This window comes from Actinomyces stomatis (genome assembly GCF_031292835.1).
In the GTDB taxonomy this organism is placed as follows: Bacteria; Actinomycetota; Actinomycetes; order Actinomycetales; family Actinomycetaceae; genus Actinomyces; species Actinomyces stomatis.
Genome location: NZ_JASPEP010000003.1, coordinates 54798 through 70737, shown reverse-complemented (window position 1 = coordinate 70737; position 15940 = coordinate 54798). Strand labels below are relative to the sequence as shown.

Annotated in this window: 15 protein-coding genes; 13 read left to right on the top strand and 2 right to left on the bottom strand. The window is 68.9% G+C overall.

Annotated elements, in window-relative coordinates; translation table 11 throughout:
• The first annotated feature begins 12 nt into the window (after positions 1 to 12).
• The 13 genes from RIV12_RS02855 to RIV12_RS02795 all read left to right on the top strand — a co-directional run bounded on the left by RIV12_RS02855 (position 13) and on the right by RIV12_RS02795 (position 14751).
• A complete protein-coding gene (locus tag RIV12_RS02855; protein WP_309322032.1) occupies positions 13 to 1668 on the top strand; it encodes an MFS transporter in 1656 nt (551 codons plus the stop codon).
• Positions 1669 to 1899: 231 nt separating this feature from the next.
• Positions 1900 to 2826 (top strand): myo-inosose-2 dehydratase, encoded by a 927-nt coding sequence (iolE, locus tag RIV12_RS02850; protein ID WP_309322030.1) that lies wholly within the window; start codon positions 1900 to 1902, stop codon positions 2824 to 2826.
• 243 nt (positions 2827 to 3069) lie between these two features.
• Complete coding sequence (locus RIV12_RS02845; protein WP_309322029.1) at positions 3070 to 3543, top strand: pre-mRNA-splicing factor; 474 nt, start codon at positions 3070 to 3072, stop codon at positions 3541 to 3543.
• Positions 3544 to 3681: 138 nt separating this feature from the next.
• Positions 3682 to 4455 (top strand): sulfite exporter TauE/SafE family protein, encoded by a 774-nt coding sequence (locus RIV12_RS02840; RefSeq protein ID WP_309322027.1) that lies wholly within the window; start codon positions 3682 to 3684, stop codon positions 4453 to 4455.
• A 167-nt stretch (positions 4456 to 4622) separates the two neighbouring features.
• Complete coding sequence (locus tag RIV12_RS02835; protein WP_309322026.1) at positions 4623 to 5015, top strand: hypothetical protein; 393 nt, start codon at positions 4623 to 4625, stop codon at positions 5013 to 5015.
• A gap of 21 nt (positions 5016 to 5036) precedes the next feature.
• Entirely contained in the window at positions 5037 to 6071 is a 1035-nt protein-coding gene (locus RIV12_RS02830; RefSeq protein WP_309322025.1) for a PepSY-associated TM helix domain-containing protein, read from the top strand.
• 174 nt (positions 6072 to 6245) lie between these two features.
• Positions 6246 to 8300 (top strand): phosphate acetyltransferase, encoded by a 2055-nt coding sequence (gene pta, locus RIV12_RS02825; protein ID WP_309322024.1) that lies wholly within the window; start codon positions 6246 to 6248, stop codon positions 8298 to 8300.
• A gap of 116 nt (positions 8301 to 8416) precedes the next feature.
• Entirely contained in the window at positions 8417 to 9601 is a 1185-nt protein-coding gene (locus tag RIV12_RS02820) for an acetate/propionate family kinase (RefSeq protein ID WP_309322023.1), read from the top strand.
• 384 nt (positions 9602 to 9985) lie between these two features.
• The gene (locus RIV12_RS02815) at positions 9986 to 10915 is read left to right on the top strand and encodes an ABC transporter ATP-binding protein (protein ID WP_309322187.1); all 930 of its coding nucleotides are present in this window, start codon (positions 9986 to 9988) and stop codon (positions 10913 to 10915) included.
• Complete coding sequence (locus tag RIV12_RS02810; RefSeq protein ID WP_309322022.1) at positions 10912 to 11823, top strand: ABC transporter permease; 912 nt, start codon at positions 10912 to 10914, stop codon at positions 11821 to 11823. The genes RIV12_RS02815 and RIV12_RS02810 overlap by 4 nt, the downstream gene beginning before the upstream one ends.
• A gap of 155 nt (positions 11824 to 11978) precedes the next feature.
• Positions 11979 to 12713 (top strand): ABC transporter permease, encoded by a 735-nt coding sequence (locus RIV12_RS02805; protein ID WP_309322021.1) that lies wholly within the window; start codon positions 11979 to 11981, stop codon positions 12711 to 12713.
• Positions 12710 to 14029: a sensor histidine kinase gene (locus RIV12_RS02800; protein ID WP_309322020.1), complete on the top strand. Its 1320-nt coding sequence runs from the start codon at positions 12710 to 12712 to the stop codon at positions 14027 to 14029. Before RIV12_RS02805 ends, RIV12_RS02800 begins: the two co-directional genes overlap by 4 nt.
• Positions 14026 to 14751: a response regulator transcription factor gene (locus tag RIV12_RS02795; protein WP_075417320.1), complete on the top strand. Its 726-nt coding sequence runs from the start codon at positions 14026 to 14028 to the stop codon at positions 14749 to 14751. Before RIV12_RS02800 ends, RIV12_RS02795 begins: the two co-directional genes overlap by 4 nt.
• Before the next feature lie 18 nt (positions 14752 to 14769).
• Here RIV12_RS02795 and RIV12_RS02790 read toward each other — a convergent pair whose 3' ends face one another.
• Together RIV12_RS02790 and RIV12_RS02785 are read right to left on the bottom strand one after the other, a co-directional pair.
• Positions 14770 to 15249, bottom strand: a complete 480-nt coding sequence (locus RIV12_RS02790; RefSeq protein ID WP_309322019.1) for a GtrA family protein — start codon at positions 15247 to 15249, stop codon at positions 14770 to 14772.
• A 109-nt stretch (positions 15250 to 15358) separates the two neighbouring features.
• A complete protein-coding gene (locus tag RIV12_RS02785; RefSeq protein WP_075417400.1) occupies positions 15359 to 15925 on the bottom strand; it encodes a ribonuclease H family protein in 567 nt (188 codons plus the stop codon).
• Positions 15926 to 15940 lie beyond the last annotated feature (15 nt).

The window sequence follows — 15940 nt, the reverse complement described above, 5'->3', positions numbered from 1 at the left end:
AGGAGACCCCCTATGTCTCAGGGAGTCACGACGTCCCTGCGTGGACTCACCAGGGAAGAGCTCAACAAGGCGGTGGCAGAGACGCCGCCTTCGGGCAAGCACCGCGGCGTCGTCGCCATCGCCGCCGTGGCCACACTCGGCTCACTGCTCTTCGGCTACGACACCGGCGTCATCTCCGGTGCCCTGCCGTACATGTACATGCCCTTCGACGCCAAGGGCCTCCAGCTGACCTCCTTCGAGGAGGGCGCCATCGGCGGCACCCTGCTGGTCGGCGCGGCGCTGGGCGCGCTGCTGGGCGGTCTCATGTCGGACCGCTGGGGCCGGCGCCACAACATCACCGTCCTGGCCTTCCTGTTCTTCGCCGGCGCGATCGGTACCACCGTCGCCCCCAACGTCTGGGTCATGTACCCCTTCCGCGTTGTCCTGGGCTTCGCCGTCGGAGCCGCTTCTGCGACGGTCCCCGTCTACCTGGCGGAGACGGCACCCAAACGCATCCGTGGCTCCATCGTGGCCATCGACCAACTCATGATCGTCACCGGCCAGCTGCTCGCCTTCTCGATGAACGCCATCATCAACTCCCTCCAGGGCGGCCCGAGGATCACCATCGCCGAGGACCCCAGCGGGCACTTCGCCCCGGGCCACTACGTCTTCGACGAGATCGCCAAGCTCCAGGCCTCCAAGGGCGGCCCGATGGGCGCGGACGAGTACCACGCCTTCCTCGACCAGCTCAGCATCAGCGCCGGTAACGGCGAGGCCTGGCGCTACATGCTGGTCCTGTGCTCCATCCCGGCCGTGGCCCTGTGGATCGGCATCCGCCTCATGCCCGAGTCCTCTCGCTGGTACCTGGCCAAGGAGCGCCTCTACGACGCCATCGGCTCCCTCAAGCGCGTGCGCGTCCCGGAGAAGGACGGCTCCATCGAGGACGAGATCATGGAGATGGTCGAGGCCCGCCAGCACGAGAAGGAAGAGGAGTCCCAGCGCAAGGGCTTCAGCCACGTCATGGCCACGCCCTGGCTGCGCAAGCTGCTGCTGGTCGGCATCTTCCTGGCCGTGGTCAACCAGACCACCGGCGTCAACACCGTCATGTACTACGCCCCCAAGGTGCTGGAGTACGCCGGCATGTCCACCTCGGCATCCATCACCGCACAGGTGGCCAACGGCGTCATGTCGGTCATCGGCTCCGCCATCGGTATCTGGCTCATCCTGAAGTTCCGGCGCCGCCAGGTGCTCATCGGTGACGTCATCGGCGTGGGTGTCACACTGCTGGGCATCGCGGCGACCTTCCAGTTCTTCATCGCCCCGCACATGGCCAGCCACACCGCTCCGCCCACCTGGGCCGCCTACCTCATCCTGGGACTCATGTCCGTCTTCATGCTCATCGTGCAGTCCTCCAACGGCACGATCGTGTGGACGATGATGGGTGAGATCTTCCCGGCCAACGTCCGCGGCATCATGAACGGCACGGCGATCTTCTGCATGTGGACCGCCAACGCCATCATCACCTGGACCTTCCCGCCCATGATGGAGACGCTGGGTGGCGGCATCACCTACACCATCTACGGCGTGCTCAACCTGGTCGTCGCCGTCATCCTGTTCAAGATCATGCCGGAGACCAAGGACAAGTCCCTGGAGGAGATCGAGGTCGAGATGGAGAAGCTCTACTCCTGACCCCACCCCAGCACACGCGCTCCCGGGAGGACCCGAAAAGGGCTTGTCAGGACAAAGTCCTGTTGCTAGGTTCGAGGCACGGGCCCACCGCCCGGCACCGACGCCGGCCCCTCCTCCCGGGAGCGCACCATTGGCGGACATGAGCCGACGGTGCACCAGTCACCCGCGCATCACCGCCACCCACCCACTCACCACCGTCCATCACCACAAGAGCGAGAACACGGAGCAACGATGTCCTTCACCCTCGACCCTGCAACCGCCATCTCCGACCCCCACGGCATCTCCTGGGGTATGCACCCGATCACCTGGCGCAATGACGACATCCCCGAGGTCGGCGCCTTCAACACCCTGGAGGACATGCTCCTCGACCTGGCCGACACCGGCTACGCGGGCACCGAGTGCGCCGGCTTCTTCCCGCCCAAGGAGGAGGTCAAGGCCTCCGCCGAGGCCCGCGGCATCAAGATCGTCGCCCAGTGGTTCTCCTCCTTCATCCTGCGCGACGGCGTCGAGGCCGTCATCCCCGACTTCGAGGCCACCTGCGCCTACCTGGAGTACCTGGGAGCCACCCGCGTCGTCGTCTCCGAGCAGACCGGCTCGGTCCAGGGCATCCGCGACGTCTGCATCTTCACCAACAAGCCGGTGCTCACCGAGGAGCAGTGGCCGGTGCTGGCCGAGGGCCTCAACCGCCTGGGCGACGTCGCCCACGCCCACGGCCTCGAGCTCGTCTACCACCACCACCTGGGCACGGTCATCCAGACCAAGGAGGAGACCATCCGCCTCATGGAGTTGACCGACCCGGCCAAGGTCTCCCTCCTGTTCGACACCGGCCACGCCTACGTGGGCGACGGCGACGTCATGGGCCTGTTGGAGGCCACCATCGACCGCGTCAAGCACGTCCACTTCAAGGACGTGCGCCCCGAGAAGATGGCGGAGTCCAAGGCCGCCGAGCGCTCCTTCCTCGACTCCTTCCTAGCCGGCATGTTCACCGTCCCCGGAGACGGCACGATCGACTTCACCGTCCCCTACAAGTTCCTCGTGGACCACGGCTACTCCGAGTGGATCCTGGTGGAGGCCGAGCAGGACCCGGCCATCGCCAACCCCCTGGAGTACGCCCGTAAGGCACGCGCCTACCTTGAGGGAACCCTCTTCAAGGCCTGAGACGTCACGGGGTTCGCACGGACTCCCCCTCCGGGCGAGCCCCACCGGCTGACGCCTCACCTCGACGCTCCCGACCAGTGATGGTCGGGAGCGTCGTCGTTCCCAGGCGGCCCGAGGACGTCGACCAGAGCGATCGGCCCACCCCGCTGGGGCCCGACGACCGTCACCCTTCACACGGGACCGGCGACAGTCATACTGTAGAAGGAAGGTTCTTCATCGCGATGACGCACGGGAAAGGAGAGCATGCCTTCTACAGAGGCATCGGGAACGGTTCAGGGGTTCTTCTCCGACGTCCGCCGCTGGGAGCGCGAGAATCCCCGCCTCACCTGGAGCGACGGTCTGCTGGTCGCCTACTGCGTCCTCTTCTGGGTCGTCGCGGGCCAGGGGATGCTTGCAAAGCTGCTCGAGGGCGACTCGCCCGTCTCGAGCGCACTTGTCTGCTGCATTACCGGAATCACGGCCTGGGCGGCTCTGCCCCCGCTGCAGCTCATCACCCCCTGGCCGGCTGCCAGACGGGCGCTACGAGCCGCAGTCTCAATCCTCTCGCTCGGCGCAGGAGCAGCGGCTCTCGGCCTGCTTCACGGGATCGGACTGGTGACCCAGCACACTACTCTTTGGGACTACCTGCTCAGCGCGACCCTCCCCGCGACAGCACTCATCTTCCTGGGCATCTCCGGGATCGCCGCACTGCTGCGCACCGCTGCGACACCCCGCTGACGGAGCCCCAGCGGACCTCACGCCGGCCACCGTCGACGGCGAGGCCTCTCTCCCATCGGGCCTCGCCGTCGACGGGCATGCATTAGTCTGGACAAAGTTCAGACCACACCCCGACTCTTCTCATCGCTGAGAGGTCCCGTGCTCCCCACCTTGACCGCAACCGCCTGGATCCTGCTCGCGGTCGTGGCGGCCCTGTGCGGCATCGCCAAGACCGCCCTGCCCGGGGCGGCCACCATTGCCGTGGCCCTGTGCACCGCGGCACTGCCGGCCAAGGAGTCCACTGGCGCCATCCTGCTCATGCTCATGACCGGCGACCTGCTGGCCGTGTGGAGCTATCGCGGCGACGCGGACTTCCGCATGCTGCGCAGGCTCGTCCCCGCGGTCCTGACCGGCGTCGGCGCCGGCGCCCTGTTCCTGCACCTGGCCTCCAACGACTCCACTCGCCGCCTCATCGGCGCCATCCTGCTGATCCTGGTCGTCGCCACACTGTTCCAGCGCCGCTCAGCAGCCAGGAACAGGCCCGACGACGCATCCGAGGCGGCACGTCCGACCCCGGCCGGCAGCCGCCTCGCCCGCCTGGTCTATGGCAGCCTGGCCGGCTTCACCACGATGGTCGCCAACGCCGGAGGACCAGTGACGTCAATGTACTTCCTCGCCTGCCGCTATCCGGTCAAGGCATTCCTGGGGACGACGGCCTGGTTCTTCTTCCTGGTCAACCTCGTCAAGCTGCCCTTCTCCGTCTCAGCCGGACTGGTCAACCCCACGACCCTGTCACTGGCAGTGATCGCAGCCCCGGTCGTCATCGCCTCAGCCCTGGCCGGTCGCCGCCTTGCCGAACGCATGGATCAGAGGGTCTTCGAGCCGATCATCGTCGCGCTGAGCATCATCTCCGCGCTGCCTCTGCTGCGCTAGCCCGGACCAAGTCCGGGACGCGACTCGATGAGCACTTATTTCTCCGGTCTACAAATCAGGGCGCTACCTGCGGTTATTTCCCTCAAACATGCCTGTCTGACATCACATTCCTCGCTCACAACGGAGCGTTGACGCGATTTATCCTGACCGTTACCGTATTCATCAGTATGAAGAGTGCGGCCGGTATTGATTATGTTGACGTTTCGTCCGACAGGGACGACGTCGACACCGTCACACCCCTGACGCCCTCCCCCGACGCTCAGGACGACGCGGCGGCACCCATCCTGGTCAGCGCCGACATCCATGCCGTCATGCTGGGACTGTGGGCCTCGGGCCTCAGGTGCGTCATTGTCTACGCCCTGGCTCCCGCCATCGGCACCGCCGGCCCCCTGGTCATCGGAGCCGCCCTGGTCATCCAGGTCGCCGGCGCCGCCGTCAGTGTCAGTGGCGCCTACTCCCTGTGGCGACGGCACGAGCGCGGCTACTGCGGCTACGCCCTCATCGCGACCCTCACCTGCCTGTGCGCCGTGGCCGCCCTGCTGACCCCCGCCGGGTCCTAGCCCTCCCGTATCGAGACCGCCATGGACCCCACGGCCCCTCCTCCCCCCTCTCCGCCCTCCCGCATCTGCCGGGCGGTGGCACTCCTGTGCCGCTGGCTGTCAGCAGCAGCCGGCCTGGGGATGCTGATCATTACTCTCAGCGGCGCACTCCTGCCGCACCAGGGAGAGATCCTGCGTTCGTTGAACCCGACCGCCTACACCCACGACATCGGCCCCGCTCAGGTCTCGTTGCCTCAGGCGGTCGAGACGATCAAGAACGGCCATCCTGACGAGCCCGTCCTGTCAGCGACGTGGGACACCGACGTCGTCGAGGTCAGGACCGAGCAGGCCACCTACACGGTCGATCCCTCCACCGGGCGCGAGATCAGCAGGGTGTCGGCGGCCCCGGACTGGGTCGCCGCCCTGGACAACCTGCACCGCTGCCTGCTGTCCTGCCAGGGCCCCGGTCATGTGCACTGGCTGTCCCAGGAGATCCCCCACACCGGATGGTGGGACAGTCACCGGGGCCTGACCATCGGGGGACTGGTCGTGGCCACCTCGGGCGTGGTCCTCGCGGTCCTGACAGTCAGTGGGCTGCGCACGTGGTGGCCGCTGCAGCGCTATCGGCGCGCCGTCCTGTCCGACCGCTGGCGCACCCAGGGCCTATCGAGGGACACCGACCTCCTCAAGGCGGCCGGGCTGGTTCTCCTTCCCCTGCTGTTCCTGTGGGGCTATTACGCCAGCGCGTTCAGCATCCGCCCCACCCAACCGGCCTCACCCGTCCCCATGTCCGGATACCAGTCCCCGACGGAACCGACCAGCACAGACCGGCCCCGGGACATCGGGCCGCAGCGAGCCGTCGCCGCGGCACAAGAAGCAGGCGGTGGACAGGCGGTCGCCCTGTTCCTCCCCGAACCGGGCGACCCGTCGTCGACCTATACGATCTGGGTCTCACGAGGAGAGCGGATCACCCCCCGGCAGTCCCACGGCAACGTCGCAGTGAACGTCGACCCCGGGACCGGGCGGGCCACGGCCCCCTCCGCGCCCGGCCGCCAGCCGACCGATCGGGCGGGCTAGCGCCTATGACACCTGTTACCAGCCCCTTAGTATGTGCCCGTTCCCACATCACAAGACGGACGGAGAGCGGGCCTTTGGTCGCAGATGACCCGCGGGTGGGGGCACAATCGGACCCGTACGGCACCGGAATGAGCCGGCGCCCCTGACTCCAAGACAACGCGAGAAGGACCTAACGTGGCGCGCAGTATCTACATCGCCTCACCCAACGCCGGAACCGGGAAGTCAACGGTGGCCCTCGGGCTGGTCTCCTGCCTGACCAAGGTGGTCGCCAAGGTCGGCGTCTTCCGCCCCTTCGTGGAGAGCCGTGAGGGCGATGCCTTCCTCAGCCTCCTGCTGAACCGTGCCGGCTCCACCACGCCCGCCGAGCAGTGCGTCGGCGCGACCTGGGACGAGTTCCACGCCGACCCCGAGGAGGCCCTGGCACGTATCGTCGACGCCTACCGGGCCCTGGCGCGCGAGCACGACGTCGTCATCATCGACGGCTCGGACTTCACCGACGTCGCCGGCAACCCCGAGCTGGCCCTCAACGCCCGGGTGGCGGCCAACATCGGTGTCCCGGTGCTGCTGGTGGTCTCCGGACAGCACGACGTGGAGGACGTCGTCGCCTCCGTGGAGGTCTCCATGGCCGAGATCGCCGACAATCACGCCCGCACCGTCGCGGTCGTGGCCAACAAGTGCCTCCCCGAGACCCGCCAGGCCGTCGGCGAGGCCCTGACCACCATTGAGGGCATCACCTCCACCACGCTGCCCGAGGTGCCGCTGCTGGCGGCTCCGGTGGTGCGCGAGGTGCTCGACGCCGTCGAGGGCACTCTCATCGCCGGCGACGAGACGCTGCTCGACCGCGAGGCCGAGTCCGTCCTCGTGTGCGCCATGGACGTCGCCCACGTCCTGGAGCGCCTGACCGCGGGCCAGCTCGCCATCGTTCCGGCCGACCGCTCCGCCATGCTCATCTCCCTCATGGCGGCCCAGGCCTCCTCGAGCTTCCCGATCCTGTCCGGTCTCATCCTCAACGGCGGCTTCGAAGTGGCCCCCCACGCGCTGCGCCTCCTGGAGGGACTGGATGTCAACATCCCGGTCATCACCTCCCCGCTGGACACCTTCACCGCCGCCTCCGCAGCCGGCTCCCTGCAGGGCCTGCTCGCCCACGGCTCCGAGCGCAAGATCGACGTCGCCGTGACCACCTTCGAGCAGGAGGCCGACGTCGACGCCCTCCTGTCGGCCCTGGAGGTCGAGCCCTCCGAGGTCGTCACCCCCATCATGTTCCAGGCCGAGCTGGTGGAGCGCTCGCGCGCCAACCGTAAGACGATCGTCCTGCCCGAGCCCGACGACGACCGGGTCCTGCGGGCCGCCGACGCCATCCTGCGCCGCGGCATCGCCGACCTGGTGCTGCTGGGCGACGAGACCACGGTCCGGGCCCGTGCCACCGAGCTGGGTCTGGACATCGCCGCCGCCCGGGTCATCGCCACGAACGACCCCGAGCTGCTGGAGAAGTACGCCGAGGAGTTCGCCCGCCTGCGGGCCAAGAAGGGCGTCACTCTGGAGCAGGCCCGCGAGAAGGTCCAGGACGTGTCCTACTTCGGCACGATGATGGTCCACATGGGAGACGCCGACGGCATGGTCTCGGGCGCCGCCCACACCACCGCCCACACGATCGTCCCCTCCTTCCAGATCATCAAGACCAAGCCGGGGACCTCGATCGTCTCCTCGGTCTTCCTCATGCTCCTGCAGGACCGCGTGCTCGTCTACGGCGACTGCGCCGTCAACCCCGAACCCAACGCCGCAGAGCTGGCCGACATCGCCATCTCCTCGGCCGCCACGGCCCGCCAGTTCGGTGTCGAGCCGCGCGTGGCGATGCTGTCCTTCTCCACCGGGACCTCCGGCAAGGGCGCGGACGTGGACAAGGTCCGTGAGGCCACCGAGCTGGTGCGGGCCAAGGAGCCCGACCTCGCCGTCGAGGGCCCCATCCAGTACGACGCCGCCATCGACCCGACCGTGGCCGCCAAGAAGGCCCCGGACTCGCTCGTGGCCGGGCGGGCCAACGTCTTCATCTTCCCGGACCTGTCCAGCGGCAACATCGGCTACAAGGCGGTCCAGCGCTCCTCGGGCGCCATCGCCATCGGCCCGGTCCTTCAGGGTCTCAACAAGCCGGTCAACGACCTCTCGCGCGGCGCCCTGGTGGAGGACATCATCAACACCGTCGCCATCACCGCCGTCCAGGCCCAGGGCTGAACCCTTCGGCGGTGTGGGACCGGGTCCCGGTCCCACACCGCCGAGACTCGCCCGGCCCCTCACCAGTCATCCAGTCATCCCCGCGTTCATCCCCGACCGTTCTTGAAAGGCACCCCGTGACTCAGCGCACCGTCCTCGTTATCAACTCCGGCTCCTCCTCCATCAAGTACCAGCTGGTCGACCCCGACTCGGGCGCCTCGCTCGCCTCCGGCCTGGTGGAGCGCATCGGTGAGGAGACCGGCGCCATCACCCACAAGCACGGCGAGGAGCGCACTGAGATCACCGAGCCGGTCCCCGACCACGGTTTCGGCCTGTCCGAGGTGCTGCGCCTGTTCGAGGAGCAGGGCCCCTCGCTGGCCGACGCCCACATCGTGGCCGTGGGCCACCGGGTCGTCCAGGGCGGGCGCTACTTCTCCGGCCCGGCCCTCATCGACGACGAGGTCGTGGCCCGTATCGAGCAGCTCGTGCCGCTGGGCCCGCTGCACAACCCCGCCCACCTCAAGGGCATCGAGGTGGGGCGCCGGCTCCTGTCCGACGTGCCGCACGTGGCCGTCTTCGACACCGCCTTCTTCCAGGACCTGCCTGAGGAGGCCGCCCGCTACGCGCTGGACCGCGAGGTCGCCGACACCTACTCCATCCGCCGCTACGGGGCTCACGGCACCAGCCACCAGTTCGTCTCCGGGGCGGTCTCCGAGCTCCTGGGGCGCGACGACCTCAAGCAGGTCGTCCTGCACCTGGGTAACGGGGCCTCGGCCTCGGCGGTCGTGGCCGGACACGCCGTGGACACCTCCATGGGCCTGACCCCGCTGGAGGGCCTGGTCATGGGTGGGCGCACCGGTGACATCGACCCGGCCGCCGTCTTCCACCTGGCGCGGGTGGCCGGCATGTCGATCGACGAGATCGACCACCTGTTCAACCGCGGCTCGGGCATGAAGGGCCTGGCCGGGGACAACGACATGCGCGAGGTGTGGAAGCGTATCGGCGCCGGTGAGCAGGAGGCCCGCGAGGCCATGGACATCTACCTGCACCGCCTCGTGAAGTACGTGGGCGCCTACACCGCCGTCATGGGTGGTCTGGACGCCCTGACCTTCACCGCCGGTATCGGCGAGAACGACGCGAACCTGCGCCGTGAGCTCGGCGAGCGCCTGGCCTACATGGGCGTGAAGATCGACCAGGAGGTCAATGAGACCCGCTCCGACGAGCCGCGGGTCATCTCCACGCCGGACTCGAAGGTCACGGTGCTCGTGGTGCCCACCAACGAGGAGCTCGCCATCGCCCGACAGTCGCTCACCCTCATCTGAGCCGCTCCTAGAACGCGCACAAGGGACTGACGTCGAGCCGTCCCGGGCCCGAACATCATTAGGTGCCGCAGCCACCCCCATTGGGGAAGGCTGCGGCACCGTCATCGTCCCCCAGGGGTGACAAACAGGCCGTCGACGGTGCGCGCGCCTCCTCCCGGAGGCTTCCATGGAGTCATGAGCAACGCACCTATCACCGCACCGATCATCAACCGCACGCCACGACCCCCTGCCCCTCCAGCAACACCCCTCCCCCGGACCGCGGCCACGAACGGGAACACGCCGGTTCCTGCCCCGGTTCGGCAACCTGCCGCCCCCTTCGTCGCGGCCCCGGCCGCACCCGGCGCCGCGCCCGCCCCGGCCGCCCTCCCTCCATCGAAGGGACTCGTGGTGACCACGGAGGGACTGACCCGCACCTACAACGGCGTCAACGCCGTCGACGGGTTGAACCTATCAGTGCCCGCGGGCGGCATCTACGGCTTCCTGGGCCCCAACGGCGCCGGCAAGTCCACCACGATGAAGCTCCTGCTGGGTCTGACCCGCCCGACGTCGGGCAGCATGAGTGTCCTGGGACGCCCGGTCAGCCAGCGCCACCCCCTGCCGCCGGGAACCATCGGCTCCCTCATCGAGGGCCCCTCCTACTACCCGAGCCTGACCGGCAAGGAGAACCTGGCCATGGTGGCCTCCTACCTGGGGCTGGCCTCCAACCGCATCCAGCACGCCCTGGCCACCGTCAACCTCATCGGGCAGGAGAACAAGCAGGTCAAGCACTACTCCATGGGAATGAAACAGCGCCTGGGTCTGGCCATGGCACTGCTGTCGAACCCGGCCCTCATGCTCCTGGACGAGCCGACCAACGGGCTCGACCCCGCCGGGGTGGCCGAGATCCGCCAGCTCATCGTCACCCTGGCCCGTCAGGAGGGCGTGACGATCATCGTCTCCTCCCACATCCTGTCCGAGATCGAGCAGATGGCCGACACCGTCGGCATCATCTGCGCCGGACGCCTGCGCTATCAGGGCACCCTGGCCGGACTGCGCGACGAAGGGGTCATCGAGCTACTCGTCTCCGAGCCCGCGGCCGTCGCCGCACTCCTGACCTCCCTCGGCGTGACCCACGAGGTCCGGGACGGTGCCGTGCGCACCCCCATGATGCCCGACGACGTCGTCGGCGAGCTCATCACCCGCATCGTCTCCTCCGGGACGACCATCTACCGGGTCCAGACCGTGCGCAAGACCCTCGAGCAGGCCTTCCTGGAGCTGACCGAGCCGGTCCTGGCCACTCAGCCGTCCCTCGCCTCTCAGGAGATGAACCGATGAGCACCCCAGTGAGTACAGCGGGCCCGGCGGCCACCATGGCCGCGCAGCCAACACCACCGACACAGCACCTGACACAGCTCCCGTCGCGACCGGCGGCGCCGCGCGCACTCCCCTTCTCCCCGCCGAGCAGAGCGTGGACCACCCTGGCCCTCGAGCTGGGCAAGCTGCGCCGCAAGCGCTACTGGCTCATCGCCGCCAGCGCCACCGCCGTGTGCCTGGCATGGTGCAGCATGCTCATCACCCATCGGGCGAGCGGCCCGGTTGCCGCACGCCACGCCACGCTCGCCCTGGATGAGTTCATCCAGATCATCGCCTTCCTCATGCCCATCATCACCGCGGTCCTGGCCTCGCGCATCGTCACCGTGGACACCGAGGAGCGCATGGGGCAGCTGTTGACGGCGCTGGGGCAGAGCCCCCTGACCCGCTACCGGGGCAAGCTGGTCATCGTGATCCTCACGGTCCTGTGCATGGAGACGGCCCTCTTCACACTAGTCACCGTGCTGGCCGGCCCGATCGGGCTGACCGTCACCGGCTCCTACTGGCGCACGCTGCCTCCTGCCCTGGTGGTGGTGGCGTGCTCAACGCTGGCCATCTCCGCGGTCCAGCTGACGCTGTCCACCTGCTTCGACAAGCAGGGCATCGGCCTGGGGGTGGCGGCCATCGGCGGCCTTATCGCCGAGAGCCTGCCCTACGCCTACCTCGGGAAGTTCTCATGGCTGCTGCCCTGGGGCATCGTTCCGGCCGCTACCCCCATTGACACGGTCGCCTCCTACAAGTCCATGCGGGAAATCGGCGACATGACGCTCGCGTCCCAGCCGTGGACCCTGGCGGCGCTCGCCGCGCTGGTTGCGGTCGGGTGGACCGTCGCCGCCCACCTCGTTATCGTCCACCAGGAGAATCACCGATGAGCACCACCGCACCAGTCACACGTTCCACGGCAGGCCGGCCCCTCCGGCCCGCTCAGCACCCGTCAACGCTCCCTAGTCCCTCCGGCCCGTCCACGACGCCGCAACCAACTAACCTGAGCCGGTCTGCTCCACCCGCTCCCCAGTCCCGCCCGTCGGTGCGAGCCGCCTGGTACTGGGAGAACCGCAAGGCCCCCAACCGGTGGTACTGGGTCGCCGTCACCATCCTGTGCTCCCTGGGCTCCCTGTCCGGCTACCTGCAGTACCGCACCTACCGCAGCCAGTTCGAGGCTCAGGGCGTCACCTGGGAGATCACGTGGTCCCAGTCCACGCTCCTGCTCTCGATGCTGTTCCTGCCGCTGGCGCTGGGTGCCTTCGCCGCGCAGATCGCCAGCAATGAGCACCAGGGAAGGAACTGGCAGAGGATGAGCGCCACCGGGCTGGAGACCGCCATGGTTGCGGGCAAGCTGTTGCACGGGCTCCAGGTCGCGGCTCTCACCACCGCGGTCCTGGTCCTGACCACCGCGGTGGCGGGACTCGCCTCGGGCTTCAGCCTGATAGGCCTGGTCGCCTACCTGCCGCGCTTCGCCGTCGTCGCGTTGGGAATGTGGGTCATCCTCACCTTCGTCACCTGGCTGGGCGCGGTCATGACGTCCTTCGCCACCACGATGTCCACGGTGCTGCTGAGCATCATTGCGGGGATGGCGATGCTTCTCGTGGCTCGACCGCTGAGCGTCCTCAACCCCGCAGCCTCACTGACCCGAACCACGTCGGCCATGAGCCCGGGCTACGTGACCTCACTGGGCGCCGCAGCATTCGAGGGCGTCATCTGCCTGGTGTGGGTGGTCCTGCTGGCCCTGGCTCTGCGCCGCGCAGTGAGGCGACAGTCATGAACCACGTTCCCGCAGCGCCTCACTCGGAAGGCGTCTCCCGGGTCCCGCGGACCCTCCTGGACCGGGTGGCTCAGTGGTGGCGCACCAGCACCCTGACCCTGTGGGTGGTGGCCGGCGCCGTGGGCCTCTTCCAGCTGATGGTGCTGAACGTGGCCTCGTACACCTACCCGCACCTGCCCCTGCGAGGCTGGGTCATCGCCTCCCTGCTGCTCGCCGGATCGCTGCTGGCCCGCCGCCGCTGGCCCCTGGCCATCGTCGTCGTCACGAGCCTGGCCTCGGCCGCCGTCGACCTGTGGGGTCCACGTGGTGGACTCAACCTGCTGTCCATGCTGGCTCTCTACACCCTGCTCGTCACCGCCTCCACCCGCGATCGACTCATCGGTTTCAGCATCTGCGCGCTGTGCGCCCTCACTCCCACGACGTTGGCCAAGTGGCCACAGGTGGGTGCCTTGAGCCCTGGGATCTTCACCCTGGTGCTCGTGCTCGCGGTGGCCTCGATCTCCCGCTCACGCCGGGATGCCCTGGAGCACGGGGACGCCCAGCTCGCGGCGCAGTCCGCCGAGCAGCGGCTGGTCGCTCAACGTGACGCCGCTCGTCACCAGACCCGGGTGGCGGCCGAGCTCCACGACTCCGTGGGCCACGCCCTCACCGCGATCATCGCCCTGTCCGAGGGGATGCAGGGGGCCGGCGGCAGCCCGGAGACCGACGAGGCCATCGACATGATGAACGCCCTGGCCCGCGAGGGCCTGGCGGACACCAGACGCGCTGTCTCCTCACTCCAGACCGCACCGGCTCCCTCCTACGACGTCGACACCGCCTGGGACCCAACCGGCCAAGTCGCGGAACACCAGCGGGCCCCCGGGGGCTCACCCGGCTGGGACCGGCTCACCGACCTGCTGACCACGGTGAGAGCCACCGGTATCAGTGCGGCTCTCACCGAGACCGGGAGGCGTCCCCGCGGCACCGCGGGCAGTCAGGTCCTCGGGGAGGTCGTCTATGTCGTCGTCCGGGAGGCTCTGACCAACGTCATGCGCCACGCTAAGGGCGCCACACGCGTCGTCATCTCCCTGGACCACGACCAGGCCTCCACACGGATCACCGTGTCCGACGACGGTCGTGGCGCTCAGACCGGCCCAGGAGACGACGGTCCCGGCTCGACGCAGGCGTCGCCCGTGGCCGGCCACGGACTGGCCAACCTGGCGGCCATGGTCGGTGAGCACGGTGGCACGATGTCCGCCGGCCCCACGACCGATCAGGGCGCATCCGGCTGGGTGCTGCACGCCCTCGTCCCCTTCCCGGAAGGTGCGCCGCGATGAGTCCATCCGCCCCCTCCGGGCCTGGCACCGGGGGCTCATCGAGCAGCCGCACCCCGATCACGGTGATGATCGTCGATGACCAGCGAGCCACCCGCATGGGTTTGTCCCTCATCATCAACCGGGCCGACGACCTGCGGGTCACGGCCCAGGCCGCCCACGGCCAGGACGCCCTCGACCAGCTCGCAGCCCTGCTTCAGGAGCGCCGGACACTACCCGACGTCGTCCTCATGGACGTGCGCATGCCCGTGCTCAACGGGATCGATGCCACGGCGCGCATCTCCCAGCTCTACCCCTCGATCCGGGTCCTGGTGCTGACCACCTACGACCAGGACGAGTTCGCCTTCGGGGCGCTGTCAGCCGGCGCCTCCGGCTTCCTGCTCAAGGACACCCGCACGGCCGACCTCCACCAGGCGCTGCGGGCGGTCAGCTCCGGGGACGCGATCCTCACTCCGCGCATTACCCGCGAGCTGCTCAACCGGCACATGCTCAGTCCCGTCACCTCACCCCGGCAACGCGCGGCACGACAACGTCTCGACGATCTCAGCCCCCGTGAACGCGAGGTGGCCGACCTGGTGGCCCAGGGGCTGACGAACGCGGAGATCGCTCAGCGCCTCGTCCTGGCCCCGGACTCGGTCAAGAAGAACGTCACCCGGATCCTGACCAAGCTGGACCTGCGCGACCGGGTCCAGCTCGTCATCCTCATGCGCGACGCCCAGTCCTGAGCCTCCGCCCCCGTCCCCTCAGGCCGCGGTGGCAAGGGCCGGGGCCAGAGCCGGCTGCTGCGCCGGAGCCCGGTAGATGAGGCGGGACTGGGCCAGGTAGTTGACGACGAAGAGCGTGGAGTCCACAAGTACCTTGGCCAGCCACAGGGGCGCGCCGGCGCCGGTGAGGACCGCGATGCCGGCGTAGGACGTCGCCGCGACCCCGCCCTGGACCGCCGCGTAGCCGCCGGCCGAGCGCCAGAAGTTCTCCGGGCCCGCTCCGAACAGGCGCCGATTGAGCAGGAAACCCAGGGTGCAGGAGACGATCCTGGCTCCGACGACGGCGTAGAGGACCGAGTCGGTCAGCGAGTTGAGGATGAGGACCAGCGCGTAATCGACGCTCCAGCCGGTGAAGGACACGGCGGCGAAGAGGACGACCGTGGGGATGCGGCGGCGCAGGCGGGCCAGGCGGCTCAGGATCGTCGGGCGGGCAGCGGGGAGGGCGGGGCTCGTCGTCATGGCAGCAAGCCTCGCCGGAGGGCTTATGCCACGTGTTTGATGGACCTGTGCCGTTTCTGTGAGAGACGGTCACCGGGGTCCTGCGGACACCGCGTCCGGCTCCTCCGCCTCAGAACAGGGCGTCGGTCTGCGGCGCGGCGGGGGTGCTCGACGACGCCGCACTCGGCGACTGCGCCGTCCCCAGGCTCCCAGGTGCCCGGCCGCCGCGGGTCCAGCCCGGCCCCGAGGGCACCGGACGACCCTGCTGGAAGGCGGTGGCGGCGCCCCGGGCCCGGGAGTCGGCGGCCTCGTTCATGGGGTGGCCGACGTGTCCGCGCACCCACTCGAAGCGCACGGTGCGACCCGCGAGCGCAGCGTCGAGGTCCTTGACGAGGTCGGCGTTGAGGACGGGCTTGCCGTCGGCCTTGCGCCAGCCGCGCTTCTTCCAGCCGTGGCGCCACTTCGTCAGAGAGTTGATGACGTACTGGGAGTCGCACTGGATGAGGAGCTCCTCGCCGGCGAGGCCGGCGGCCTCGGTGGCTCGCAGGAGCTCGAGGACGGCGGTGAGCTCACCGCGGTTGTTGGTCGAGCTCTCCCAGCCTCCGGCGGCCCAGCAGTCATCGTCCACGTACCAGGCCCAGCCGGCCGGTCCCGGGTTGCCCAGGGAGGAGCCGTCGGCAGCAGCAGTCAGCGTCATGGAGGGCACTCTACC

Bases quoted from the DNA above. Each gene is read 5' to 3' on its own strand.
- RIV12_RS02855 (WP_309322032.1), top strand. From the start codon at position 13: ATGTCTCAGGGAGTCACGACGTCCCTGCGTGGACTCACCAGGGAAGAG.
- iolE (WP_309322030.1), top strand. From the start codon at position 1,900: ATGTCCTTCACCCTCGACCCTGCAACCGCCATCTCCGACCCCCACGGC.
- RIV12_RS02845 (WP_309322029.1), top strand. From the start codon at position 3,070: ATGCCTTCTACAGAGGCATCGGGAACGGTTCAGGGGTTCTTCTCCGAC.
- RIV12_RS02835 (WP_309322026.1), top strand. From the start codon at position 4,623: ATGAAGAGTGCGGCCGGTATTGATTATGTTGACGTTTCGTCCGACAGG.
- RIV12_RS02830 (WP_309322025.1), top strand. From the start codon at position 5,037: ATGGACCCCACGGCCCCTCCTCCCCCCTCTCCGCCCTCCCGCATCTGC.
- RIV12_RS02810 (WP_309322022.1), top strand. From the start codon at position 10,912: ATGAGCACCCCAGTGAGTACAGCGGGCCCGGCGGCCACCATGGCCGCG.
- RIV12_RS02800 (WP_309322020.1), top strand. From the start codon at position 12,710: ATGAACCACGTTCCCGCAGCGCCTCACTCGGAAGGCGTCTCCCGGGTC.
- RIV12_RS02795 (WP_075417320.1), top strand. From the start codon at position 14,026: ATGAGTCCATCCGCCCCCTCCGGGCCTGGCACCGGGGGCTCATCGAGC.
- RIV12_RS02790 (WP_309322019.1), bottom strand. From the start codon at position 15,249: ATGACGACGAGCCCCGCCCTCCCCGCTGCCCGCCCGACGATCCTGAGC.
- RIV12_RS02785 (WP_075417400.1), bottom strand. From the start codon at position 15,925: ATGACGCTGACTGCTGCTGCCGACGGCTCCTCCCTGGGCAACCCGGGA.